The sequence below is a fragment of the Sessilibacter corallicola genome, assembly GCF_021290925.1.
GTDB classification, from domain to species: Bacteria; Pseudomonadota; Gammaproteobacteria; order Pseudomonadales; family Cellvibrionaceae; genus Sessilibacter; species Sessilibacter corallicola.
This window is the reverse complement of the sequence record NZ_JAJSLX010000002.1, coordinates 1,044,055-1,068,621: the sequence shown is the minus strand read 5'-3', so window position 1 is coordinate 1,068,621 and position 24,567 is coordinate 1,044,055. Positions and strand designations below refer to the sequence as shown.

Annotated in this window: 22 protein-coding genes and 3 tRNA genes; 2 read left to right on the top strand and 23 right to left on the bottom strand. The window is 41.7% G+C overall.

All coding sequences use genetic code 11. The features are described 5' to 3' along the window. Positions 1-270: 270 nt before the first annotated feature. The 15 genes from LU361_RS11865 to LU361_RS11795 all read right to left on the bottom strand — a co-directional run bounded on the left by LU361_RS11865 (position 271) and on the right by LU361_RS11795 (position 11,956). Positions 271-588 (bottom strand): hypothetical protein, encoded by a 318-nt coding sequence (locus tag LU361_RS11865; protein ID WP_233089053.1) that lies wholly within the window; start codon positions 586-588, stop codon positions 271-273. Further along, positions 588-857, bottom strand: a complete 270-nt coding sequence (locus LU361_RS11860; RefSeq protein ID WP_233089052.1) for a helix-turn-helix transcriptional regulator — start codon at positions 855-857, stop codon at positions 588-590. Before LU361_RS11860 ends, LU361_RS11865 begins: the two co-directional genes overlap by 1 nt. Positions 858-988: 131 nt before the next feature. Then, a complete protein-coding gene (locus LU361_RS11855) occupies positions 989-2,218 on the bottom strand; it encodes a hypothetical protein (protein WP_233089051.1) in 1,230 nt (409 codons plus the stop codon). Between the two features lie 91 nt (positions 2,219-2,309). Next, complete coding sequence (locus LU361_RS11850; protein ID WP_233089050.1) at positions 2,310-3,548, bottom strand: tyrosine-type recombinase/integrase; 1,239 nt, start codon at positions 3,546-3,548, stop codon at positions 2,310-2,312. 163 nt (positions 3,549-3,711) lie between these two features. Next, a tRNA-Leu gene (locus LU361_RS11845) sits at positions 3,712-3,796 on the bottom strand. Between the two features lie 46 nt (positions 3,797-3,842). Continuing rightward, positions 3,843-3,919 (bottom strand) — tRNA-Pro (locus tag LU361_RS11840). A 227-nt stretch (positions 3,920-4,146) separates the two neighbouring features. Continuing rightward, the gene (locus LU361_RS11835) at positions 4,147-4,503 is read right to left on the bottom strand and encodes a MerR family transcriptional regulator (RefSeq protein WP_233089049.1); all 357 of its coding nucleotides are present in this window, start codon (positions 4,501-4,503) and stop codon (positions 4,147-4,149) included. Continuing rightward, a complete protein-coding gene (ihfA, locus tag LU361_RS11830) occupies positions 4,481-4,789 on the bottom strand; it encodes an integration host factor subunit alpha (RefSeq protein ID WP_233089048.1) in 309 nt (102 codons plus the stop codon). The genes LU361_RS11835 and ihfA overlap by 23 nt, the downstream gene beginning before the upstream one ends. 51 nt (positions 4,790-4,840) lie before the next feature. After that, a complete protein-coding gene (pheT, locus tag LU361_RS11825; RefSeq protein ID WP_233089047.1) occupies positions 4,841-7,255 on the bottom strand; it encodes a phenylalanine--tRNA ligase subunit beta in 2,415 nt (804 codons plus the stop codon). 39 nt (positions 7,256-7,294) lie between these two features. Then, positions 7,295-8,284, bottom strand: coding sequence for a phenylalanine--tRNA ligase subunit alpha (gene pheS / locus LU361_RS11820; RefSeq protein ID WP_233089046.1), 990 nt, complete (start codon positions 8,282-8,284; stop codon positions 7,295-7,297). A gap of 149 nt (positions 8,285-8,433) precedes the next feature. Next, on the bottom strand, positions 8,434-8,790 hold the full coding sequence (gene rplT / locus LU361_RS11815) for a 50S ribosomal protein L20 (RefSeq protein WP_233089045.1): 357 nt from the start codon (positions 8,788-8,790) through the stop codon (positions 8,434-8,436). A 39-nt stretch (positions 8,791-8,829) separates the two neighbouring features. Continuing rightward, positions 8,830-9,024: a 50S ribosomal protein L35 gene (gene rpmI, locus LU361_RS11810; protein ID WP_233089044.1), complete on the bottom strand. Its 195-nt coding sequence runs from the start codon at positions 9,022-9,024 to the stop codon at positions 8,830-8,832. A gap of 250 nt (positions 9,025-9,274) precedes the next feature. Continuing rightward, entirely contained in the window at positions 9,275-9,814 is a 540-nt protein-coding gene (gene infC / locus LU361_RS11805) for a translation initiation factor IF-3 (RefSeq protein WP_233089537.1), read from the bottom strand. A gap of 45 nt (positions 9,815-9,859) precedes the next feature. Beyond that, on the bottom strand, positions 9,860-11,794 hold the full coding sequence (gene thrS / locus LU361_RS11800; protein ID WP_233089043.1) for a threonine--tRNA ligase: 1,935 nt from the start codon (positions 11,792-11,794) through the stop codon (positions 9,860-9,862). 85 nt (positions 11,795-11,879) lie between these two features. After that, positions 11,880-11,956 (bottom strand) — tRNA-Val (locus tag LU361_RS11795). Positions 11,957-12,183: 227 nt separating this feature from the next. Between LU361_RS11795 and LU361_RS11790 the strand changes: the two genes are divergently transcribed. Both LU361_RS11790 and LU361_RS11785 read left to right on the top strand, forming a co-directional pair. Beyond that, positions 12,184-13,083 carry an NAD-dependent epimerase/dehydratase family protein gene (locus LU361_RS11790; RefSeq protein WP_233089042.1) on the top strand — a complete coding sequence of 300 codons (900 nt, stop codon included), beginning with the start codon at positions 12,184-12,186 and terminating at the stop codon, positions 13,081-13,083. A 1-nt stretch (position 13,084) separates the two neighbouring features. Next, positions 13,085-14,137, top strand: coding sequence for an MraY family glycosyltransferase (locus LU361_RS11785; protein WP_233089041.1), 1,053 nt, complete (start codon positions 13,085-13,087; stop codon positions 14,135-14,137). Here the strand turns inward: LU361_RS11785 and LU361_RS11780 are convergent. The 8 genes from LU361_RS11780 to LU361_RS11745 form a co-directional block, all read right to left on the bottom strand. Then, positions 14,110-15,225, bottom strand: a complete 1,116-nt coding sequence (locus LU361_RS11780) for a glycosyltransferase (protein WP_233089040.1) — start codon at positions 15,223-15,225, stop codon at positions 14,110-14,112. The genes LU361_RS11785 and LU361_RS11780 overlap by 28 nt on opposite strands. 19 nt (positions 15,226-15,244) lie before the next feature. After that, the gene (locus LU361_RS11775) at positions 15,245-16,087 is read right to left on the bottom strand and encodes a glycosyltransferase family 4 protein (RefSeq protein WP_233089039.1); all 843 of its coding nucleotides are present in this window, start codon (positions 16,085-16,087) and stop codon (positions 15,245-15,247) included. Positions 16,088-16,398: 311 nt separating this feature from the next. Then, positions 16,399-17,283, bottom strand: coding sequence for a GDP-mannose 4,6-dehydratase (locus LU361_RS11770; RefSeq protein WP_233089038.1), 885 nt, complete (start codon positions 17,281-17,283; stop codon positions 16,399-16,401). Positions 17,284-17,299: 16 nt separating this feature from the next. Then, positions 17,300-18,325, bottom strand: a complete 1,026-nt coding sequence (gene gmd, locus LU361_RS11765) for a GDP-mannose 4,6-dehydratase (protein ID WP_233089037.1) — start codon at positions 18,323-18,325, stop codon at positions 17,300-17,302. A 30-nt stretch (positions 18,326-18,355) separates the two neighbouring features. Then, entirely contained in the window at positions 18,356-19,939 is a 1,584-nt protein-coding gene (locus LU361_RS11760) for a methyltransferase domain-containing protein (RefSeq protein WP_233089036.1), read from the bottom strand. Continuing rightward, positions 19,932-21,068: an ABC transporter ATP-binding protein gene (locus LU361_RS11755; protein WP_233089035.1), complete on the bottom strand. Its 1,137-nt coding sequence runs from the start codon at positions 21,066-21,068 to the stop codon at positions 19,932-19,934. The genes LU361_RS11760 and LU361_RS11755 overlap by 8 nt, the downstream gene beginning before the upstream one ends. After that, on the bottom strand, positions 21,065-21,832 hold the full coding sequence (locus LU361_RS11750) for a hypothetical protein (protein ID WP_233089034.1): 768 nt from the start codon (positions 21,830-21,832) through the stop codon (positions 21,065-21,067). Before LU361_RS11750 ends, LU361_RS11755 begins: the two co-directional genes overlap by 4 nt. Further along, complete coding sequence (locus LU361_RS11745; protein WP_233089033.1) at positions 21,819-24,533, bottom strand: glycosyltransferase; 2,715 nt, start codon at positions 24,531-24,533, stop codon at positions 21,819-21,821. The genes LU361_RS11750 and LU361_RS11745 overlap by 14 nt, the downstream gene beginning before the upstream one ends. Between the last annotated feature and the right edge of the window lie 34 nt (positions 24,534-24,567).

Below are 24,567 nucleotides of genomic sequence, written 5' to 3'. Positions count from 1 at the left end.
TGTTTACCTGTCGCCCCAATCCCCATAAAAACCAAGAACGATTGCGCCAAAATGCTGGAGCGCGCTTAAAAACGCATCGATTACGGTGATTTTTGTGGCCTACAATTGCTTAAAAGCAATGGCGATTTTGTGTAAGCAAGCTACATTGCTTAGATTTTTATCTATAAAAATCAACGATTTAAGTGCTAAAAAGCAATCTAAGCAACGTAAGCAATGAAAAAAGTAAGGGGTGCGTAACTGCATTGAGTTTTTGCCGCGCTGCGGTGTCGCTTAAATCCCTGTATTTGAGCACGAGTAAGTGCGTCTTGGTCGCCCTTCAACATGAACAAAAGTGTTACCAACATGAGCTGCATGGTAGAAGGAATTAAGACGACCAGGCGGAATTTGAATGTCTTCACTGGTGGTATCGTCGTAACAGACGATCCATGCGTGATCACTCCAAACAAAGGCAACAACAAAATTACGAGCTTTATTGAAAGCTTCCATGTGATTAAAAGCGTCTTTAAATGCATCGCTTTTGAGCACGGAATTAGGCATGTGTAATTTAAATTCAGCGGCAGATTTAAACGCAGTTGGTGAGGGATTCATTAGGCTACTCCTTTGGTGAGTTGTTGACGCTTCTCAACCAAGTGATTAACCAACGTACGAATATCATCGTCAGATTTACCCGCCACCATAAAGGCGAGTACTTGATCTAATTCGTGTTCGGGCCAACCCTTAGCACGAACGCCCAACGAAACAGGAGGAGGAAGTAAACCGGCTTTAACACGGTCATGAAACCAAGTGCTTTTGGCACCAAAACGCTTTAGTGCATCAGCACGGCGAAGAAGAATTATTTGATATTTGGATTTAGACATAACTCACCTCAATGACAATAACGATAGTTAACGGAGTGAGAATATGTTCTTACAATAGTTATGATGTGACGATGTTTGAGCCTGGTTAAAACATGTTTTAACCGGCTAAAACATTTTATGAGATTAGTATTTTATACTTCAGTGCTAATTTTTTTCTTAAGTTTGGATATTACCCTTTTTATATGGTCAGTTGCTTGTTCTTGATATTGCCAACCAGCCCCATCAATTTCTATACGAATATCATTTAATTCTGACCACCATCGACGAGCTAGCTTGACGTTGCCAACATCCATATTTGTTTTAATGTCCGCGCTGAAAAGTTCTTCAATCCTAGTTGCTACAGGGTCTCTCCAACGGTTTCTTTGTTTAGCTTTATTACTTTGGGATTTACTTAGCGCTGCTGCTTGCTTCTCTTCAAATAAATTATCTTGCTCTTCTTCTGTCTTGTATTTTAGAGCCTTGCTTAAGAAGCCTTGCGCTTCGCCGTAGTAGATTCTGGTATATTTATCATCAAGCGTTTCGTCATGATATTCCTTATGCCAGACATCAGCTAATGCGTAAAAAGCGTTATAAATAGCAAAGGCTGAGAATATATGTGATTTAGGAAGGCGTTCATCCAACTTACAGCTTGAGCGGTAGTCTCGAACGAATTTCAATACCCAATAGTCCGGTAATTGGCAGTCCAAATAAGCTAGGGGGGCTTCAGGTGTCTGAAACTGTTTTGCTCGACTTTCATTTTCATATCTATTAGCGTACTGAAAAACAAAACTGTATGAATTCTTTAGCCGCGCTGCCTGTTCATGCTTCCATTCTGGATAGTGACCTTCATCATCAACCCAAATATTGCGAGCCTTTTGGATAATTTGGGCTAACTGGCCTTCTGTTGTGCTTCCGGCCATATCACCAATTTCTGGAATCTCGCTTGATAAAAGGTTATAGCTGCCTGACGGAAAATTTTTAGGCGATTCAACTTTGTGTGTTCGTAGAAGTACTTCAGAAATACCCAATAAATGAACAATTCCTTCGTTAACATTTTTACTTTTAAACGCTTCAATTACATTGAGTAAACGAACGAGAGCGCTATACATGGTAAGTAAATAGTCCGTATCCTCAGTCAAATCACTGTCGTATCTACTTTTTATAGCACCAGAAATATTTTTTAATTGATGAAAATCTAAAGTGGTGGCATCTATTTTTATTTCGTATTTTTCGAGTTCAGAAGCAATTTTGTGTAAAACCTTTCGCTCCAATATATTAATTAAATCACTCGGTATTGTTTCTTCATCAAAGGTATGACTTTCTAACCCTTCAATAATTTTTTGAAACTCCGAAGGCTCAAAAAGCCGGTTGTATACCTTCATTATCCGTACCCCTACGGAACCCATAATTAGATTCAAGCCAAGGCGAGTGGGTGCTCGCCCTTTCAGGAGCTACCCTAGGCTTGAAAACTTGTTAACCCTGTTGTGAGAAGATTGGTACTACTACACCAGGGTTTTTAAGACTGTCTAAATAATCGGCCCACCATTGCATTAACTCTTTTCGTTCGTCTAAATATTTAGCGTGGTGTGTGTATGCACCCCTAACAGCGTTCCTTTCCATGTGAGATAACTGCCGTTCGATAGCATCGGGATTAAATCCGGTTTCATTTAAAATAGATGAGGCGGTAGCACGGAAGCCATGAGGGTTAGCTTTACTTTTACCCTCTTCGTTACCGTCATAACCAAGTTTAAAAATTGCTCGCCTCATTGTGTTGTCTGACATAGGTTGAGACCGGTTTCTTTCCGAGGGAAATAACAAAGGGTAGGCGCCAGAAATCGAACGTATTTCTTCGATAATTATTAAGGCTTGGTAAGATAAAGGAACAATATGGTCTGTACCCATTTTCATTCGTTCACCGGGAATGCGCCAAACTCGCTCTTCAAGATCAAATTCTTCCCACATAGCACCACGAAGCTCACCAGGGCGAACAAAAGTTAAAATTAAAAGCTCAATAGCAAACTGTGTAAGTTTTCGCCCTTTAGTCTGATATTCAGATAAAGCCTTTAAAAATAGCGGTAATTCTTCACGTGGTAGTGATGCTCTGTGTTCGGTTTTCCGACCTTTTAATATTCCTTGCAGCTCAGAAGCTGGATTAGTTTCTAGAAGTCCGTGCTGTACCGCATACCTAAACACTCTTCGAATATCTTGAAGTACACGCTGTGCAACATCTGGTGCACCACGATCTTCTGTTAAACGAGCAATTTTAATAATTTCTTGGGGGCGTATTTCTGTAATTGGTTTGTTACCAATTAAAGGGAAGGCATTTTGTTCTAAACGTAATAAGACGCGGTTAGCGTGGTCTGGCTTCCAAGTGCCTTTTTGATGGTTCCACCAGTCTTTTGTTATTTGAGAAAACAGATTACCGGCATTCTCCCTTGCACTTATCTTCTCTGACTTGCGGTGTTCGCTTGGATCAATCCCACTTTCAATTTGATTGCGTGCTTGTGCGGTAAGTTGGCGAGCCTCTTTTAAGCTAATTTCGGGATAAACACCAATAGCCAAGGTTTTCTGTTTACCAAGGAATCGATATTTAAGGCGCCAGTATTTACTGCCATTGCGCTTTACCAGCAAGCGTAGCCCGTTAGCATCGGATAACCATTTGTCTTTATCTTCCGCTGTAGCATTGCGAACTTGAGTGTCTGTGAGAGCCATGTGGTGCTACATTTCTAAATTGAACTGATGTAGCACCAAATGTAGCACCACTTTGCTGCGGATAGCAACGGATTTCAGCGGACAGTAACGAAACGTAATTTAGTGTGAAGTGCAGTGTTTATGGGGTCTAGCGGACGATTACGGACTGTAACGAATGTTGATATGGTGCCCAAGGCCGGACTTGAACCGGCACGGCTTACGCCACTACCCCCTCAAGATAGCGTGTCTACCAATTCCACCACTTGGGCAAGGGAGTTAAATACTTTCTTAGAAAACTAAAGTTCAAAAACAAGATGGTCGGAGTGGCCGGATTTGAACCGACGACCACCACACCCCCAGTGTGGTGCGCTACCAGGCTGCGCTACACTCCGAAATCGGTGCTTTCACGTCCGTTAATTACTTGGGTTAAAAGTGATTAACTGGATAAAAGCCCTGGCAAATCTTTGTTTTCTAAGACATTTAACAGAGCGCGAGATAATACACTCTTGGATTTGTTTTGCAAGCTTCAAAACAAAGATTTTTCTAATAAAAACGGCTGGTTACATAAAGCGCTCGCTTTTTCTCCAGCCGAGATCAATTTTTGTGTGGGTTACTGTTTTTAGCTTTTTAAAACAGTGAGAACTTCTTCCAGCTCAACAATCATTTGTTGCACAATTTGCTTAAATTGCGTGTTGTCTTCCACCGCTTCCTCGCCGGTCATACGCTGACGTGCACCACTGATGGTGAAACCTTGGTCGTATAACAAGCCCCGGATTTGGCGGATGGTAATAACGTCTTGACGCTGGTAATAGCGGCGGTTACCGCGACGCTTCACCGGTTTTAACTGGGGAAATTCTTGTTCCCAATAACGCAAAACGTGCGGCTTTACCGCACACAGTTCGCTGACTTCACCAATGGTGAAGTAACGTTTTGCCGGAATCGCCGGCAGCTCATCATTGTGGCTTGCTTCCAGCATAGGCCTCCACCCTTGCCTTCAGTTTTTGACCAGGACGGAACGTCACCACACGCCGGGCAGAAATCGGGATTTCTTCGCCGGTTTTGGGGTTGCGCCCAGGGCGCTGACTTTTGTCTCGAAGGTCAAAATTTCCGAAGCCGGAAAGTTTCACTTGTTCATTACACTCGAGCGCCGTTCGAATTTCTTCGAAAAAGACCTCTACGAGTTCCTTTGCTTCACGCTTGTTAAATCCGAGCTCTTCATAGAGGAGTTCGGCCAAATCCGCTTTTGTCAGTGCTCCAGCCATAACAGTGTAGCCTTATTCAAAGCAACGCCGCCAATGGCTGGAATCAGCCCGCTAGCGAAGCGTTGCGTTAAGCTCCACCTCCAGATGTTTAACTACGGCATCAACGGAGGCGTTGATCTGTTCATCTGTAAGATTGCTCGAAGGATGCTGGAACGTCAACCCTAAGGCGACACTTTTTCTTTGTGTATCAATACCTTCGCCCACATATACGTCAAAAATCTTTAACTCTGTGAGCCATTCACCCGCGCTCGAACGAACCACTCGTTCCAAATCTGCGCCGGTAACGGATTGATCGACAACGACGGCAAGATCACGTCGAACCTCTGGATGCTTCGACAATGACTCAAACTCTGGCACTCGCGCTTCGGTTAAAGCGGCTTGGTCTAGCTCAAAAACGAACACAGAACGATCAAAATCCAACGCTTTTTGAGCTTGTGGATGCAAACTTCCCAAAATACCAATCACCTTGCCACCGCGCAGCACTTCAGCGGTTTGCCCTGGATGCAGAGCAGAGTGTTTGCCTGGGCGGAATTCGATCTTTTGAGACTCTTCCAAAGACTCGGCGCCGGCAAGTGCCAGCATAGCTTCTACATCACCTTTTAGGTCGTAGAAATCGAAGTTAGCACTTTTGCCATGCCAAGATTCAGTATTTTTAGCGCCGTAAATAACACCGGCAATAACCGGAGTTTGGACGAGCTTTTCTAATGAGCCGTCTTCAGAAACAAACTTCAAACCGGTTTCAAACAACTGAGCGCGAGTTTGCTGACGATTCAAGTTGTGCTTCAAGGCGCCTAACAAACCCGCCCACAAGCTGGTACGCATAACGGAAAGGTCAGCACTGATCGGGTTTTGCAAGGGTACAGGCTTGATGTCAGGATCAATCACAGACTGAGACTTTTCGTCGACAAAGCTGTAACAAATGGCTTCTTGATAGCCACGTGCAACTAGGGTTGAACGCACTCGGCTAAGCGGTAACTGGGTTTCCGTTTGACGCTTAAATTGCGCGGGAATGGTCATGGATGTGACCGGAAGGTTGTTGTAGCCGTAGATACGCGCAACTTCTTCCAACAAATCTTCTTCGATTTGAATATCAAAACGATAACTCGGCACCTGGAAGGTCCAGCTGTCATCATCGGAGGACAATTGGGTTAGACCCAAGCGCGTTAGAATTTCTAACACTTCGTCGTCAGCAAGGGTAAATCCAAGGCCAGATTCGATGCGACGTTTGCGCAAAGTGACTTCAGCAAGTTTCGGCAAATGTTCGTTTTCTGCCACAACCACAGGACCTGGTTCGCCACCGGTGATATCGATGATCAATTGCGTAGCACGCTCCATGGCTTGCTTAGCAAGATCGAAATCAACACCACGCTCAAAACGGTGAGAGGAATCAGTATGCAAACCAAAGCGACGGGCACGATTAGCAATGGCCAACGGATTAAAGAATGCCGCTTCCAGGAAAATATCTTTGGTTGTGCTGGTTACGGAAGAAGGCTCGCCGCCCATGATACCGGCCATCGCAAGAGCGCCAGACTGATCGGCAATAACCATAACGTCGTCGTTTAGCTCAACTTCTTGATCGTTCAATAAGGTGAGCTTTTCTTTGTTTTCCGCCATGCGAACAACGATTTGACCATTTAGCTTGTCGAAATCGAACGCATGCATCGGCTGGCCAAGTTCCATCAACACGTAGTTGGTGACATCAACGATGGCATCAATGCTGCGCACACCGCCGCGACGCAATTTTTCTTGCAGCCATAACGGGCTTGGTTTGGAAACATCGACGTTTTTAACGATACGACCCAAGTAGCGCGAGCAAGCATCACCGGCTTCTAAAGAAACGGAGAAGGTATCGTCAATGGTAGGCTGAACCGCTGGAATTTCAGGAACGGCAACGTCCAAACGATTTAATACACCGACTTCACGAGCAATGCCTTTCACGCACAAGCAATCGCTGCGGTTAGGGGTTAAATCGACCTCGATGCATTGATCGTTTAGCTTTAAGTAGTCGTTTAGATCGCTACCAACAGGGGCGTCTAACGGCAATTCCCACAAACCGGAATCGTCTTCACCGGCTTGCAGTTCAGTTTGCGCGCACAGCATACCGAAGGATTCTACACCGCGAAGTTTGGCCTTTTTGATTTTAAAGGCTTTGCCATCGTCGCCTGGCGGCAATACCGCACCAACGGTGGCAAACGGAATTTTGATGCCAACGCGGGCATTCGGTGCGCCGCAGACCACTTGTTTGGTCTCGTCTCCGTCGCCCGCAACGGTGCAAACGCGAAGTTTATCGGCATCGGGATGTTGTTCTGCGGCGATAATTTCGCCGACGACAACGCCGGTGAACTGACCAGCTACCGGCTCGACAGCGTCCACTTCAAGACCTGCCATGGTGATTTGATCGACTAGCTGTTGCGTGCTGATCTCTGGGTTGACCCATTCACGCAACCAGGATTCTGAAAATTTCATACCTAATTCTGCTCTTTTGCGTTTTCTGTAGCGTGTGGATTAACGGAATTGCTTCAAAAACTTTACGTCGTTTTCGAAGAATAAACGGAGATCGTTGACGCCATAACGCAGCATCGCCAATCGCTCAACGCCTAAACCGAACGCAAAACCGGTGTATTTTTCAGGATCAACGCCGCTGGCACGCAATACATTGGGGTGCACCATGCCGCAACCGCCTACTTCCAACCAACCCGTTTTGCTGGATTCCCACTGAATATCGAATTCGGCGGAAGGCTCGGTAAATGGGAAGAAGGACGGACGGAAACGCACTTCGAGATCACGCTCGAAGAAGGCTTGTAAGAACTGAACAATGGTGCCTTTTAGATCGGCAAAGCTGATGCTTTTATCGATGGCCAAACCTTCTACCTGATGAAACATCGGTGTGTGGGTTTGGTCGGAATCGCAGCGATAGACGCGGCCAGGGCAAATGATGTAAATCGGCGGCTCTTGGCTTTCCATGGTACGCACTTGCACCGGTGAGGTGTGAGTGCGAAGTACATGGTTACTATCGATGTAGAAAGTATCGTGCATAGCACGCGCAGGGTGGTGCGCCGGAATATTCAACGCATCGAAGTTGTGGTAGTTGTCTTCGATTTCTGGACCTTGCTCAACGTTATAACCCACTGCTGCAAAGATGCGTTCGATACGCTCTAGGGTACGAGTCACTGGGTGCAAGCCACCGAGTTCAGCGTCGCGACCAGGCAGGGTAACGTCTAGGGTTTCTTCAGCAAGCTTGGCATTGATAGCTTCTTGTTCGAGAGCATCTTTTTTAACGTTAATTTGCTCTTGAACTTGCTGCTTAGCTTCGTTGATTTTTGCTCCAGCAGCGGGACGCTCTTCGGCGCTCAGCTTACCCAAGCCTTTCAATAATGCGGTAATTTGGCCTTTTTTGCCCAAGTATTCAACGCGAACATGGTCTAGCGCTGGCAAATCTTGAGCGTTTTTAACCAAGCCCAGCGCTTCTTCAGTGAGCGCGGCCAGATTATCCATGGGAATTTCTCCAAATGGTCTCACAGTTAAGGTGTGAGTATTGTTTTCTTACTTCTATTACGAATTCATGACACAAAAAAAGGGAGAAGCTTAAGCCCCTCCCCTTTTTGGCTATCCGCGAAAAAGAATTTTACGGATACGAACTGGGTTTACGCTAGGGCTGCTTTCGCTTTTTCAACGATGGCAGCAAAAGTCGCTTTGTCGTGAATAGCAAGATCTGCTAATACGCGACGGTCCAATTCAATGTTGGCCTTCTTAAGACCGGCGATCAAGCGGCTGTAGCTCATGCCAAGTGCACGAGATTGTGCATTGATACGAGTGATCCACAAAGCGCGGAAGTTACGCTTTTTAACGCGACGGTCGCGATAAGCGTACTGACCGGCTTTAATAACCGCTTGCTTAGCTACGCGGAATACACGTGAACGCGCACCGTAGTAACCTTTCGCTGCTTTCAAAACTTTTTTGTGACTGCGACGCGCCACAACACCACGTTTTACACGGGCCATACTCTATTCCTCAAAATTCGTGTGATTAAAACGGGCCAATTACTTGGCGCGAAGCATACGGTCTACCAATGGCTTATCTGCTGCATTTAACAGAGATGTACCGCGAAGCTGACGCTTACGCTTGGTAGTCATTTTGGTCAAGATATGGCTTTTGAAAGCGTGCTTGTGCTTGTAACCGCTTGCAGTTTTTTTGAAGCGCTTAGCAGCACCACTGTGTACTTTAGCTTTTGGCATGGGGTAAAACTCCATTACACGAACCCTTAAGACTCTTTACTGAACAGGCCAATAAAGGGGGCTCAACTGTTAACGATGTAAAGCGGGTCGGTAGCTAAAAACCTGGCCACTTTAGTTTTTTAACAGCGCATAAATTTCGATACGCCATTAACAGTTTGCCCCAGAGTTCAGTTACAACGCAGAACTCTGGGGCAAATTGAGTAAACTTGCGAGAGCGTGATTCTACACGGCTCTTACAAGAAACATCAGCTTATTTTTTCTTTTTAGGCGCAAGCACCATCAAAAGTTGGCGACCTTCCATTTTCGGGCGCTGCTCAACAACACCGTACTCTTCTAGATCTTTCTCGATACGCTCTAGCATTTCCATACCGAGTTCTTGGTGAGCCATTTCTCGACCGCGGTAGCGAAGAGAAACTTTGGCTTTGTCACCGTCTTCCAAAAAGCGAATTAAGTTACGAAGCTTAATATTGTAGTCGCCGATATCAGTACCCGGACGAAACTTCATTTCCTTAACTTGCTGCTGTTTTTGCTTTTTCTTGGCCGCAGCACGTTGTTTCTTAATTTCAAACAAGTGCTTGCCGTAGTCCATCACCTTACAAACTGGAGGATCGGAGTCGGCCGCCATTTCAACCAAATCTAAAGTAGCAGCACGCGCTGTACTCAACGCTTCGTCTAATGAAACAATTCCGACTTGCTCACCACCTGCACCGATCAATCGAACCTGACTGGCTTGAATTTGATCGTTAATCCGGGCTTTTTTTGAACGACCGGCAGCTGAATCTCGTTTGATAGTTGTGTCTCCTAAACTATGAGCTTACGCCCTTTACTCTGTTGCTTACGCGTCAACCTTGGCTTCAGATCGACCGCGCTTGGCGATATCATCACTGAGTAATTGAATGAAATCGTCAATTGACATAGTACCGAGATCGTCACCGGTACGAGTTCTCACTGCAACAGCATTTGTTTGTGCTTCCTTATCACCGGTTACCAGTAAATAAGGAACTTTTTGCAAAGTATGTTCTCGAATTTTAAATCCGATTTTTTCGTTTCTCAAGTCACACAACACTCGGAAACCCTTCGCTTTGAGCTTTTCTTCTACACTTTTCGCGTAATCAGCCTGAGAATCAGTAATATTCATGATGGCAACCTGCTCTGGCGCCAACCAAGCTGGGAATGCACCCTCATAGTTTTCGATCAAAATTCCGATGAATCGTTCGAAAGAACCGAGGATTGCGCGGTGTAGCATAACAGGAGTTTGGCGGCTGCCATCTTCGGCAACAAACTGCGCTCCTAAGCGACCAGGCATTGAGAAATCGACCTGAATAGTACCGCACTGCCAGACACGACCAATACAGTCTTTTAAGGAGAACTCGATTTTCGGGCCATAGAAAGCACCTTCACCAGGCAATTCCTGCCAATCTAATTCTTTTGCATTCAATGCATCGGCCAGCGCTTTTTCTGCCTTATCCCAAACTTCGTCCGAACCTACACGTTGTTCTGGGCGAGTCGATAAACGGATAATAATGTCTTCAAAACCGAAATCGCGATAGATATCGAACAACAAATCGGTACAGATCGAAACTTCTTTTTGAATATCCGCTTCTGTACAGAAAATATGAGCATCGTCTTGAGTAAAGGCTCGAACTCGCATCAAACCCTGCAACGTTCCAGACGCTTCGTTGCGGTGACAAGTACCAAACTCGGCTAAACGCAACGGTAGGTCACGATAGCTTTTCAAACCTTGGTTATAAATTTGAATGTGACCTGGGCAGTTCATTGGCTTAACCGCAAAATCACGCTCTTCAGATTTAACGGTAAACATATTCTCGCGGAATTTATCCCAGTGGCCAGATTTCTCCCAAAGGGTACGCTCAAGAATTTGCGGCGCTTTGATTTCATGATAACCGTTCAAACGGTTAACTTCGCGCATGTAGCCTTCAACGGTAGAATAAATCGACATTCCTTTAGGATGCCAAAATACCATTCCCGGAGATTCTTCCTGTAAATGGAAGTAACCGAATTTCTTGGAAAGCTTTCGGTGATCTCGTTTTGCTGCTTCTTCGAGGAAGTTTAGGTGTTGCTTTAGCTGTTTTTTATCGGCAAAGGCAGTGCCGTATATACGTTGCAGCATTTTATTGTCGGAATCACCACGCCAATAGGCGCCTGATACGCGCTGCAATTTGAAATGCTCACAAAAGCCCATGTGCGGTACGTGAGGGCCGCGGCACATGTCGATGTATTCTTCGTGATGATAAAGTCCAGGCTTATCATCTTTAGGAACGTCCCGATCTAGGATTTCCATTTTGTAGCTTTCGCCACGCGCTTGGAATGTCTCGTACGCCTCATCCCAACTGACTTTTTTCTTAACCACCGAGTACTTGGTTTTTGCCAACGCTTTCATGCGCGTTTCAAGCGCTTCGATATCTTCGTCGGTTAAGCGGTGTTCTAGGTCAATATCGTAGTAAAAACCGTTTTCAATGGTTGGGCCGATCGCCATTTTTGCGTCTGGCCACATTTGCTTTAACGCATGACCTAAAAGGTGAGCACAAGAGTGGCGAATAATTTCTAAACCATCTTCGTCTTTAGGTGTGAAAATTACGAGATCGGCATCGTCGCTGATAACATCAACGGCATCATGACGCTCGCCATTAACACGGCCACCTAAGGTAACTTTGGCAAGACCAGGACCAATATCTTGGGCAACTTCTAGGATAGAAACGGGATTATCAAAACTGCGTTTTGAACCATCAGGGAGAGTGATGACAGGCATGAGGGATTCCTTGCTTCAGTGGTGACTCTTACCAAAAGCCACATGAGAACTTTTAATTCAGTAAAACAACATCCAGATAGAAATTTGGTACGACCGAGTGGATTCGAACCACCGACCCCTACCATGTCAAGGTAGTGCTCTAACCAACTGAGCTACGGTCGTACAGCATGCTCTTCGAAAGAGGCGCGCACTTTACCAATTTGCTTATCACTTGGCAAGTGATAAAAAGCGTTTAAAAATTAATGGCTTAGCGTGAAACCTACCGCTAACATTGAATTTCTGTTTTCGGACAGAAAAATGCAAGTCAAACCCGGCGGATTTTTAGCCCGATAACGCTGAAAATACCGTGGTATATTTTGAATTCGAACGACTGGCCATCCGGTAAGATTTTGACCCATTCCACAAACAACTCCATGAACATTGCAATAACTGGCGATACAGGACTCATTGGTACAGAGCTAAAAGAGTATCTACGGGATAACTGCGCCACTACGGTGAGCTTATCGAGAAACAACGTCGATATTCATTCGATCACTGAATTAAGCGAGCGGCTTTCAGGAGTGAGCACTGTTGTTCATCTTGCCGGAGTTGCCCACAACCCAAACGCCAGTTACGACGACTATTACCAAGGCAATGTTGTGTTCACCAAAACCTTGTGCCAACACATTGCAACAGCAAACAGCAGAAACCTTTGTAACGTAACTAAAATCATCATGATCAGCAGCATTAAAGCTATGGGTGAATCAACCCGTCCTGGTGAGCCGTTTCGACACAACGATGACTGTGAGCCCGAAGATGATTACGGTAAAACGAAGCTAGCAGCAGAAAAGCAACTCAGCGAGATTTGTGACAATGCCGAAATTGAATGGGCTGTGATTCGGCCACCGTTGGTACTTTCAAAAAAAGTGCGAGGGAATTTGGGTTTAATTCAAACTATCAGCCAAAAAGGTATTCCAATACCGCTTGCGGGGATCGACAATAAGAGAGACCTTGTTAGTATTCACAACCTTTGCAGCGTCATTCTGGCAGCGATTAAAAACCCAAACAAATTGAGAGAAGTTTTCTTGGTATCTGATGGTAAACCGTTATCAACGCCAGAGATTATCGAGTACGCAACAAAAACAAGTTCGAGACGAGCCAAGCTGATCAAACTACCCCAATTTATACGCAACACCTTGACTCGACACCAACACAAACATGGTTTGCTTAGACGATTGTTTGGCAATTTAGAGGTTGATATCAACCACACAAGCAAAACACTCAACTGGCATCCCAGAAAAGAGCCTTAATGTGACAACACTGTTCGTTTTTTCTGCAATCGCTTTTTGTCTAACACTTTGGCTGACCAACGTGTATCGCAAATTCGCGATACACCAAGGCTTACTGGACAACCCGAATCACAGAAGCTCGCACACCATCCCAACACCCACTGGCGGCGGAATCGTTACCGTATGCGCGCTAATCGGCGTATGGCTTACCGCCTATTTGACAAATTTATTAACGTTAAAAGAAGTATTAGCCCTGGTAATTCCGGGAACTATTATCGCCGCAATCGGATTCTTTGACGACAAACACAACTTACCCAAACGTTGGCGATTTTTAGGGCAAGTACTTGCGGTGTGTATTGCTCTGAGCCTACTCTACCCGCTTCCAGAACTGGTTTTATGGCAGGGAGTGAGCATCAACTTCAATGGCATCGGCCTACCCTTTGCCGCGATAGCATTTTTGTGGCTTACCAATCTCTATAATTTTATGGATGGTATCGATGGCATTGCTGGAGGAGAAGCAGTAACGGTTTTGGCAGGTGCCAGCTTAATTTGTTTTTTAAACGGCAATACTGGACTAGCAACCCTTTTACTGGCCACATCTCTGCCAGTTTACGGGTTTTTGTACTGGAACTGGCCTCCGGCAAAAATCTTTATGGGCGATGCATGCAGCACTTTCTTGGGATTAAGCTTCGCAACTCTTGCTGTGATTTCATCTAAAACAGATGCCATCAATCTTTGGAGCTGGTTTATACTGTTGGCCTTATTTATTGTCGACGCCACTTGGACATTGGCAGTTAGAGTTGTCACAGGACAGAATTGGCGAGAAGCGCACAGGACGCATTTGTATCAGAAGTTGGCACAAGCTTTCAGCAATCACTTAAATACAAGCCTAGGAATTATACTTTTAAACTTGCTCTGGCTTACTCCCATCTCAATTTATGCAAGTAAATTAAAAATACCTATTTATTCGCACATCTTTCTAATTCTGTTGTCGATCACTCCGATTCTACTAGCAAATATAATTTTTAATGCAGGAAAAGCAGCGACTCAATTACCATCGAGCAATGACTCATAAACTTTTGCATACTCACGCCCCAATGCTGGCCCTGAAAAGAGCTCTTCGTACCGCAACCTAGCGGCTTGACCAAATTGGGTTAATTTTTCATCATCATGAATCAGTGAATTTATAGACTCACTTAACGCAGAAGCGGATTTTGGCTCTACTACAAGCCCAGTTACTTTGTGTTTATTAACAAAACTAGTTCCAGTCCCAAGTTCACACGTAATCATTGGCTTAGACATCATAGATGCTTCAACCAGTGTCATACCAAAAGCTTCAGATCGCTCGCAAGAGGGAAGAACAACGATGGAACTCAGCCTCATTAATTGAAACTTGTCTTCATCAGAGATATGTCCCAGAAAAGTGACATTAGTCAATTGCAAAGAATCTTTTAGTGAGAGCAGTTCATCTTTCTCTCTACCGTCGCCAGCAATAACGATATGAAAACTTTGCTCCTGCGCCGCCTCTAACAAATAACGCAAGCCTTTGTAGTAACGAAGAACCCCAACAAAAAAAACAAACTTTTCAGGCAACGTAGAAAATTTTGATTGCTTATCTATAGCTACATCTTGTTGATTTGAATTCCCCTCGCTAATACCGAGAGGAATTACTGAGGTTTTGTCAGAATAATTCGGTAAAACCTCGCTCGTATCAATATAATTTTGTGAAGTCGCTATAATTTTATCCACTCGCCCCAAATACCACTTCTGGAGAGGCTGATAGGGCTTCATCAATAATTTCTGACGCACAATATCCGAGTGATATGTTAAAACAGTGGGAATCTTAGACCTAGATAAGAAAAGCAATAAATCAGCAAATGGCCACGGGTAATGAAGATGAAGAATATCCGCCCACTCTAGATTAGCTTTTAATTCGCCAAGAGCAGAAAAACTCCAATCACAGGAGGCTATCTCACCATGACGCTGAAAAGATTGTACCGGTATTGTCTTATGATCGAATGAACATTTACCGTCATTGCTGGGAACCAAAACCCGAGGCTCAACTCCGTAGTGACGAGTGTTAGAAGATATTTGATAGATAGATTCTTCTAATCCGCCCTGAGACTCAGGAAAGAATGTTCTGTATAAGTGCAGTACTTTCAAAAAATAAAGTTCCTTCAGGTTACATTAGGGAACGGAAGACTTTTTCCATTAATTTCGCCGATGTATCCCATGAATACCTTGAAGAAAGAGCTTTCGCATTTTCTGATAAAGACGCTCTTAATGCCTTATCATTCGTGAGAGTTAAAAGAGCTTGCGTTATACTGTTAATATCAAAAGGATCTATGTATAACCCACTTTCACCCGCCACTTCAGGCATCGACGATGAATTAGATGTTATTGCCGGCACCCCTAAAGACATAGCCTCCAATATCGGAATACCAAACCCTTCATAAAGGGAAGGTAAAAGTAAAGCATAAGCCCCTTGGTATAATTCATATAATTCGTTATCAGAAACAAAATTCAGAATCTCAACACTTTCAACTAAATCGTGCTTATTCAAAATATTAGTTAAATCGTCAAGCTTCCAGCCTTTAAGACCAACGATTTTCAACCGTAAAGAATCTTTTTGAGCGTAACGATATTCGCCATAAGCAACTAATAAACGCTCTAAATTTTTCCTCGGTTCAGCAGTGCCTACAAAAAGAAAATATGATTGTTTAGGCTTTTTAATTTCAGAGCTTATACAAAACTTGCTACTAGGAGGAACCACATGCACATCGCTTAACTGCCCAAACTCCAAGTTCAAACTGCGCTCAGTTGATTTTGATACTGTACATATTATGTCCGAGTTACGAATGGAAGGAGGCATCAATAGCTTTTCAGCCATTTTTCCCATTAAAGTCATGGTTTCAGGATAATAAACCCAAACCAAGTCATGTATCGTTAGAACTTTTTTTATAGATTTTGGAAGTGCTAAAGGTAAGTGATGTCTGGGAGACCAAAAAACATCAATCCGATCCATTATCGACCAAATTGGATAGAGTATTTGAGATAAGAAAGTACTAGAACTCGGAGGTACCTTACCAACATGGCGAACCGTAACATTGTCGATTCTCTGCCATTTTTCATTTATATTTGAGCATGAATAAAAATACCACTTCCATGTTGGCGTGAGGTCAACCAACCTAGTTAACAACTCATCGCAATACCTACCAATCCCAGTCAAAGGAGCACTGAGAGGCCTAGCGTCAACCGCGACAGACAGAGTGGATTTCAAAATACGGCTCTTAAGGAATTGAATTTATATAGAATAATGTGGTGTACAAACACAATCTATTCTCTAACCATCCAACTCAATGTCTCACTGAATGGAGTTATCTCAACGGAGCCGATTTGATTTTCTAAAAGGGAAGGATCACCCACAAGCACTTTTACCTCTGACGCCCGGACAAAGTCAGGGTTAACTTTGACTCTAATCTCATGCCCGGTTAATTCTGTCAAGTTTTGTATAACGTGATGAAGCGAATATGAATGACCCGAACACACATTATAAATAAGCTGGCTGGTAGGAGATGTTAGAAGCTCAAAATAGATGCGAGCAACATCCCTAACATCAGAAAAGTCGCGCTCAACATCAATATTACCTAACTCAACAATCTCGGATTTTTCTCTAAATGCGTTCACTATTTTAGGAACAACAAACCGCTTATTTTGCCCTCGACCTGTATAATTAAAAGGCCTACTCATGACTACTGGCACCTTATCCTGCCAAAGGTTTACGACGTATTCCATTGACAGTTTACTAATAGCGTAATCGTTGGCCGGCTCCGGTTGGGCATTTTCCTGTATCGGCCCAGAACGATATATATTTCCATATACATTTGCGCTACTAGCAATTAATAGCTTTTTAAGAGGAAATGATCTCTGAGATAAAGCTTGCAATAAATTTCGAGTACCACAGATATTTACACTGTAAAATGAATCTACATCGGAATCTGCTACAAAGGCTTTTGCCGCTAAATGAACAACGTAATCTGGTTTTATATTTTCAACTAATTTTGAGACGCTAGCCATATCCAGCAAATTAATCTGATAATAATTAGGATCAGAATCTACAGATTGCGTTCCACAACCAAACACCTCCCAGCCTTTGCTGGAAAAAAATTCTGAAACGTATTTCCCAGTAAAACCCTTAACACCAGTTATCAATACTTTCATGCGACAACTATCTCTATCAAATTCTGTTTCGTTCTAAATCCGCTTCAACCATTAAACGACAAAGCTCTTCAACAGAGGTATCAGGAACCCAACCAAGCTCATTTTCCGCCTTTGAGTAATCACCAATTAGTAATTCTACCTCACACGGTCTGTAGTATTGCGGATTTACTTTTACTAGCACCTTACCAGACTTCGCAGAATGAGCTAATTCATTAATACCTTCACCATCCCAAACCAACTGCTCACCAACCACGGAGAATGCCAACGAGATAAAATCGCGAACTGTCAAGGTTTTATTAGTAGCTAAAACAAACGTATCGGGCTTAGAATGCTGCAGGACCATATGCATGCCTTTCACATAATCTTTAGCGTACCCCCAGTCCCTTTTCGCGTCTAAATTACCAATTTCAAGATAATCGAGTTTACCATGGTAAATTTTAGCGACAGCATCAGTAATTTTTCGAGTGACAAACTCAAGCCCTCTTAATGGGGACTCATGATTGAATAAAATCCCACTCGAAGCGAAAATATCATATGACTCTCGATAGTTTACTGTCATCCAATGAGCATATAATTTGGCAACACCATACGGGCTACGCGGATAAAAAGGAGTGGCTTCAGTTTGAGGAATTTCTTGAACCTTACCAAACATTTCAGAAGTTGAAGCTTGATAATATTTGATACCTGTATCAATTATTCTTATGGCTTCTAATAGATTTAACGCGCCAATTCCGGTTATTTCAGATGTAGTAACAGGTTGAGAAAAAGATACTCCAACAAAACTCTGAGCAGCTAAATTATAAACTTCGTCAGGCTTTATCGATTGAACCATCGAGATACAAGAAGCCAAGTCTGTGAGGTCGAACTCAACTAATTTAAATGCTGGATTTTTCAGGACATCTAGCTCTTCAAGCCGCCAAAAGTTAGAAGAAGATAATCTTCTATGCGCACCATAAACTTCATACCCAAGCTTTATAAGCAATTGAGACAAATAAGCCCCATCCTGTCCAGTAACACCAGTAACAATTGCAGTTTTAGCCACTACGCCCCCAAATATATTATTTAATAGATATTATTTTACATCATTTAGTAACAATATAGGTGACTTTATCAAACAAGCATATTGTCGATCAGCACCCTGATTGTCACTCAAGTCTATATTAGTGCTAATTTCTATTCTATTTATTCCTTTTTTCAGCTCCAAAGCTACTCTTTCTTGCGTATCGAATTCTTTAGAAAAAAGGCCGAACTTCAGCTCTAAGGACGCAATGTGTGATGCAGGTTTCAATGTAAACACTACCTTGTTAAAACCAGGGGAATAAAAATAGACCAAACTTGAATTTCTATTCGGTATCTTTATATCCCTTGATGAAGTTAGTGTCATTCCTTTAGTATATATGTAGTCAGTGGCTACTAAGGTATGGTCAGGTTTGGAGTATTTCAACTCCCCACACTTTAACAACCAAACTTTAAAAGGCATGCGCTCAAATAACGTAAGCCCATTAAAGATTAGATCCTGATCTAGGTCAGAACCCAATGACTTCAATTCGCTATTAATCGTGACCTCAAAGTCTCGAATGACAGACACAGCATTCTGAAACTTTTTCTCTAAAGCTTCATACTGGGAGGCTCTTTGTACATTTTTATGTAACGAAGGCCATACGTCCTCAATTACGTTTAAATATTCGACAACTCTTCTAGCTGACTTTTTTGACTCAGATAAATATTTACTTCTCTTTTTTTCCTCAACCTCACTATCAGGTAGTCTTTTCAAGAGCAGTTGGATATTTTCGTTACCTTCAATTGGGACTAAGCTCTGTGATTCACAATAATGAGCGAGTGTCGCTAAATTAAAATTGTATAAATGTGCATGGATCGAATATCCCGTATAACAATAGTTATAATTCGCCCGAGTATGAATGGATAATATCCCCGGCACTTCAATATACATAAGTCCATTAGGCGTTAAAGATCGAGACAATAAAGACAACAAGTCTGTAAAATCATGGACATGCTCTAATATGTGGCTAAGTATGATCAAATCAAACTTTTTCTGCCCACCCAAATCACTATCATCTAAAAGAGTAATATTCTTACTTTCAAGCACCTCTTTTGCGCGGCTATTTTTTTCAATAGCGAATAATGAAGTGTTATTGGAGGTAGCAATTTTAGAAGATATATAATCTAGGACATCTCCAAACCCCGCCCCGTAGTCTAAGATATTTAACTCATTCTGGAGTGATAGATAAGGCTCTATAAAATCATAGACGGCTTCGCCTTGGCTTTCAGAATACAAATAACCCAGACTGTCCCCTTTTTTTACACTTGACAGTAGATCCGGGTATATCTCTTCATAATAATAATCCAGGCTCGATCTACTCATTCGAGGTGACGTAATAACCAAACCGCACTTAACACAAATTTGGCTCGGAGATTCAATTGCAAACCTATCTATTGATGCGATTTTCAGCATCTTTCTCGACCCACAGACACATTGATCTACAGATTCTAATTCTATAACACCACTTTCTATTTGATTTAAAAATAACTCAATTGCTTCCTTTTGCGATTCCGACCAGTCTCTCCATTCAAGCCTTTCCAGCAATCTTTGATCAATATCTAAATCAAATTTTAGACTACCAATTTTTCTATTCATAAATCCATTCAGCTTCTGGAGTGAAAAACCCAAAGACTCTTGGAGTACTAACAACCTCAAAAGAGAAAGCGGGAAGTCGATATAAATACTCTGGCCCATCAACTATAGCTAAAACAGCATGGTATTTACCAGGATTTAAATTACACATTACAGAAATAGTACTCTTATAAGTACGTCCTTTCATATGAATTGAATCCAGCGGAAAGTCAGAATTTACTGCAGTAACTAACCGACCTTGGTCATCCCAGATAGGAATACCGACAATTAAATTATTAGGATCAAACGAAAGCTCAAATTTTAATGAAATAGACAACTTTTCAAAGACTTTGAAAGAACTCTTGTTTATTTTTACGTCTACACATTGAATTTTATTTTTATTATCAAACGACTCACCAAACATTAACAATTCTGAGTCGAGATTATGCTTTTTTTGTGTCATCCCAATACGAGACATGTATTGAGAAACTGCGTCTTCTATTCCTCCATTAAAAACGGATATCCCATTCTCTATAACTAAGCCGCAGTCGCAAAATTGTTTCAATAAATTTACCGAATGGGAAACGAGCAATATTGCAGCCCTTCTCCTTATCGCGTTGAAATATGAATGACATTTCTGCTGAAATATGAAATCGCCCACAGCCAAGACTTCATCTACCAACAAAATTTCAAAGTCCAGATTAATAGCCATGGAAAATGCAAGCTTTGCTTTCATTCCAGAGCTATATTTTGAAACAGGGTCATTAATTTCATCTTTGATTTCAGAAAATTCAATAGCTTTAGTAATTTTAGATTTTAATTCAGAACCAAGATATCCCTTTAGCTTGTAAAACGCGTTTACATTTTCTTGGCCTGTCAAACCAGGTTCTAAGTTGGAATTAATTTCAATTATTGAAGCAACCTTACCTCTTTTAATAACCTGACCAGAATCATATCCAATTGACCCATTCAAGATCTTCAAAAGTGTAGATTTTCCGGCGCCATTCCGGCCCAATACCCCTAGACACTCCCCTCTCTTGACACTAAAGCTAACACCTCCTAAAACTCGCTTAGAATTACTACTTTTTCTTGAGAACAATTTTTTCGAATAAAACTTTTCGAGTTTATTCACTTCAAGAAGAACATCACTCATGTAATTTCCAGAGAATTCTCTGCCAAATCTTTAGTGCAGAAATACAAAACTGCAGAAGAAATTAGACTAATAAAGACCAACAGGAAAACTTCAACATATAAGGCATTCGAAACCATACTAGAGTTATCGAATACAGACACTAAAAGATAAATAGGATTGAAATCAGCTATCAACTCAGAAAGATGGCTTGAGTTTGGAACCCAAATAATAGGAGTAAACCAAAAACCAAATTGCAAAAATGTAGGAATAACATTGCTCGCTGGCTTGAATATAGCCGTTAACATAAGGGTTAAGACACCATAAAACCACGCATGAACAATTCCTACAAAAAAAGTTGATATAAATATAGGCAGGTATTGCACACTAGCTCTATCAATCGTAATCAAACCTATAACTGATCCCCAGTACATCACTGTATAGTTAACAAACACTAAGCCTAATGGGATAAAAACAATCAAAAGTGGAGGAACACTGTGATTCACCATCCATACTTTAGATTTCTTCATTCTATTTATAGACCCGGATACAGTTTCCGAGATAAGCAGCCAAATTGAATAAGCCCCAAGCATACGCAAGTAATCATAGGTGGAAATAGCTTTGACATCTCCACCCCTAACACCCATGTTTACAACCATGTATATAGCCGAAACAAACAAAAGAGGGCGCAATAAAAACCATATTAAGGCGAAAGCATTTGCACCATGTACTCTCTTAAACTCAATCGTTGATAGTACAAGCAGCTTAGCAAAGTTATTTTTGTACATGCTTTAAATAATCCACAAAACGTTCAAACAAGCTATAATTCCGGATATAAAAAAACAATATACACATAACAAATACTGCACAACCAACAATATCTGTTGAGGCTGAACTGTAAGAATCACGAAGAAAGAAAACAGAAGTAACACTTAGTAATAGAGCTACTAAAACCTGACTTATTGAAATTCGAGCCCGACGAATAGAAAAGAATTCAGAACGAAGTTTCATCATAAAATACTTGAAAGGATACTTTTTAGAATCCGTCAGCATTTGAACATTCACTTCTCTAGGATTAACAAACTGCTCATTCTGATAAACTGAAAAAGCTTCATTGTTACCCGAAAAATTCTTGTTTTTACATTCTACATAGCTATTTTCTACTCTATTATAAGCCTCTGACCAAGAGTATTTTTCTAATGATTGCACAACCTCTTGAGAAACATTCGGAAGTTTATCGGGTTCAGTTACCCATGCATCTACAACAGTTTTAATCCCTTCAATGTCAAACGGAGATACAAACTCTACGAGAGGTAAATCTATTTCTTGAAGTGAAGAACAACATGAAGTGATAACTGGCACCCCGTAAGCGGCACTCTCTAGAGCTGGCAAGCCAAAGCCTTCGTAAAATGGTAAGAATATAGAAAAGTCACAACCTTTCATCAAATCCAGTTTATCGGTATCATCGGGATTCTCATGAAGCTCAAGATTACTTATGTTTAGTTGTTTTGCATGAGCTTCTATTACTTCCTTTTCACCCTTCGGAACAATGAGCACCATTTTCCACCTTCCATCAAGCTCATTTAGGTGAGATGCTATCTCTAGATATACTTCTTTATTTTTTCTTGGATCATTTTGATAAATAGCGAAAATACGACGTTTTGATTTATTACAGTGAGATATTTCACCAAACTCAATTAGGTCCGCACCTAAAGGAGCAACTCGACAATTCGACGGATCCGAAATACCAAATGATAAGAAATCCCTCATAGTTGCTTTTGAATCACATAATACAAAGTCATTTTTTCTAATAGACTTCAATACTTTATATATGTGATATTTACTTTGAGGAACACTTTGATCAGGGTAATATTTGCTTAGTTTAAGATGTACTACATCATGCAAAGTGACTATTCTAGAAATACCAATGCTTGAATCTAGGGGGTCATGGGGCGAGTGAAACAAATCATAATCATTGATATTGAGAAGTTCATCACCTTTGTAGTACTGCCAACCACCACCGTTTTTTACAACTGCAGTGAAGTGCACCCTCTTACTCTCGCAACCTCTCACTATAATCTCATTGACATATCGAGATATCCCAGTGTGCTTCAAATTACTTTTGAGCAATCTAGTTGCATCAAATAAAACCTTAACCGAGTATTCACCGCTCACTAGAAGATTATTTTTTCTAATATCCGTAAGTTTTCCACGGCATAAATTTAACCAATCATCAACAGAAGCATGAGACTCAAACAATGGGAACTTCAAAGTAGAGAAAACTTTATCTAAAAACAAGTAAAATGGAGAGCCTGTATTGTATACAGCACCATTTTCTATTTCAAAATAAGCTGATTTTGCAACCTTGGGTAAATATCTCTTAAACTTTAATAGTTTGGCTTCAAGGTCAACTTGATGAATTGCATCAGATATCGCGCTAGGGATTTGATCAAAACTTTGAGGTTCGTAACAAGCTTCTGTTGCTAAAACAGGATTAGCTCCTAAACATACTACAGGTTTTTCTATAGCCAACGCATTAAATAGAACTTTACTATTCCAACCTACAACTACATCAGCTATTGGAAGTACAGACGACAAGGCTCCATCATAAAAGCGAACGCTATGAGGTAGTTTGAGTTTTTTTGCCTCTTGACATGAAGGGTGAGGCTTCACGATTAGCGTTCCTCCCCAACTTTCTACAGACTGATTTAACTGAATAATTGTTTTTTCAATATCATGAAATTCGCGATAATCATCTAAAAACCTCGTTACACTTCCAGAAAAACAACCAGTCCATAAAAAATTATCCAAAACCAATAATACTAGCGGCCTGGCATACTCATCTTCCCCCAACTCTATAGATTTAGACTCGTTCTTTCTAAAACCTTCCAAATCATTTTTTAATATATTTAAATAAGAAGCAGCCTCGAAATTAAAACTATCATCTTCATTTGATACACAACAAGAATGAGTAACAGAGTTTGAAAATAAGCCTTTAGGTTCGAACCACACCCCCATAAATGGAGATCGCTCTAATATAATGTAAGGAATACCATATTTCTTTGCAGCCAGAACCGCCAACCTCTGAGGATGGTCTACTTCATTGTATACAATAACTAAATTTGGTTTGTGACTTTCAAAAAACAGATCGATAGTCTGAGCAATTCGAATGACACCTTCTTCAATTTCATTTTTATCACTATCATTTAATGACCATCGTTTTTGCTCCCAAAGAACAGAAAATTCTCTCTCTTCTTCCGTAAGCCAACTTGGTACAGATATAACAGAAAATTTAATTTTTTTTCCGAAATCTTTAAGTCTAGCGGGAAAAATATAACGAATAACACCTTCAAATAAATCTGGCACCGCTCTGCATTGGAATTCAACAGGGGTAAAGCCATGATTTAACATGTTGCGGTACAATGAATCCCAAAGAGAAACTTCTTGGGGGTGCTGATATGATGGATTGAATAAAGCAATATTTTTCATAAACAAGGAGAATCAAAAACTATTAAAAAGCAAC

Bases quoted from the DNA above. Each gene is read 5' to 3' on its own strand.
- LU361_RS11745 (WP_233089033.1), bottom strand. From the start codon at position 24,533: ATGAAAAATATTGCTTTATTCAATCCATCATATCAGCACCCCCAAGAA.
- LU361_RS11755 (WP_233089035.1), bottom strand. From the start codon at position 21,068: ATGAGTGATGTTCTTCTTGAAGTGAATAAACTCGAAAAGTTTTATTCG.
- rplT (WP_233089045.1), bottom strand. From the start codon at position 8,790: ATGGCCCGTGTAAAACGTGGTGTTGTGGCGCGTCGCAGTCACAAAAAA.
- LU361_RS11835 (WP_233089049.1), bottom strand. From the start codon at position 4,503: ATGCTGGAAGCAAGCCACAATGATGAGCTGCCGGCGATTCCGGCAAAA.
- LU361_RS11770 (WP_233089038.1), bottom strand. From the start codon at position 17,283: ATGAAAGTATTGATAACTGGTGTTAAGGGTTTTACTGGGAAATACGTT.
- ihfA (WP_233089048.1), bottom strand. From the start codon at position 4,789: ATGGCTGGAGCACTGACAAAAGCGGATTTGGCCGAACTCCTCTATGAA.
- LU361_RS11750 (WP_233089034.1), bottom strand. From the start codon at position 21,832: ATGTACAAAAATAACTTTGCTAAGCTGCTTGTACTATCAACGATTGAG.
- LU361_RS11860 (WP_233089052.1), bottom strand. From the start codon at position 857: ATGTCTAAATCCAAATATCAAATAATTCTTCTTCGCCGTGCTGATGCA.
- LU361_RS11760 (WP_233089036.1), bottom strand. From the start codon at position 19,939: ATGAATAGAAAAATTGGTAGTCTAAAATTTGATTTAGATATTGATCAA.
- LU361_RS11850 (WP_233089050.1), bottom strand. From the start codon at position 3,548: ATGGCTCTCACAGACACTCAAGTTCGCAATGCTACAGCGGAAGATAAA.
- LU361_RS11855 (WP_233089051.1), bottom strand. From the start codon at position 2,218: ATGAAGGTATACAACCGGCTTTTTGAGCCTTCGGAGTTTCAAAAAATT.
- pheT (WP_233089047.1), bottom strand. From the start codon at position 7,255: ATGAAATTTTCAGAATCCTGGTTGCGTGAATGGGTCAACCCAGAGATC.
- rpmI (WP_233089044.1), bottom strand. From the start codon at position 9,024: ATGCCAAAAGCTAAAGTACACAGTGGTGCTGCTAAGCGCTTCAAAAAA.
- pheS (WP_233089046.1), bottom strand. From the start codon at position 8,284: ATGGATAATCTGGCCGCGCTCACTGAAGAAGCGCTGGGCTTGGTTAAA.
- LU361_RS11775 (WP_233089039.1), bottom strand. From the start codon at position 16,087: ATGGATCGGATTGATGTTTTTTGGTCTCCCAGACATCACTTACCTTTA.
- LU361_RS11865 (WP_233089053.1), bottom strand. From the start codon at position 588: ATGAATCCCTCACCAACTGCGTTTAAATCTGCCGCTGAATTTAAATTA.
- thrS (WP_233089043.1), bottom strand. From the start codon at position 11,794: ATGCCTGTCATCACTCTCCCTGATGGTTCAAAACGCAGTTTTGATAAT.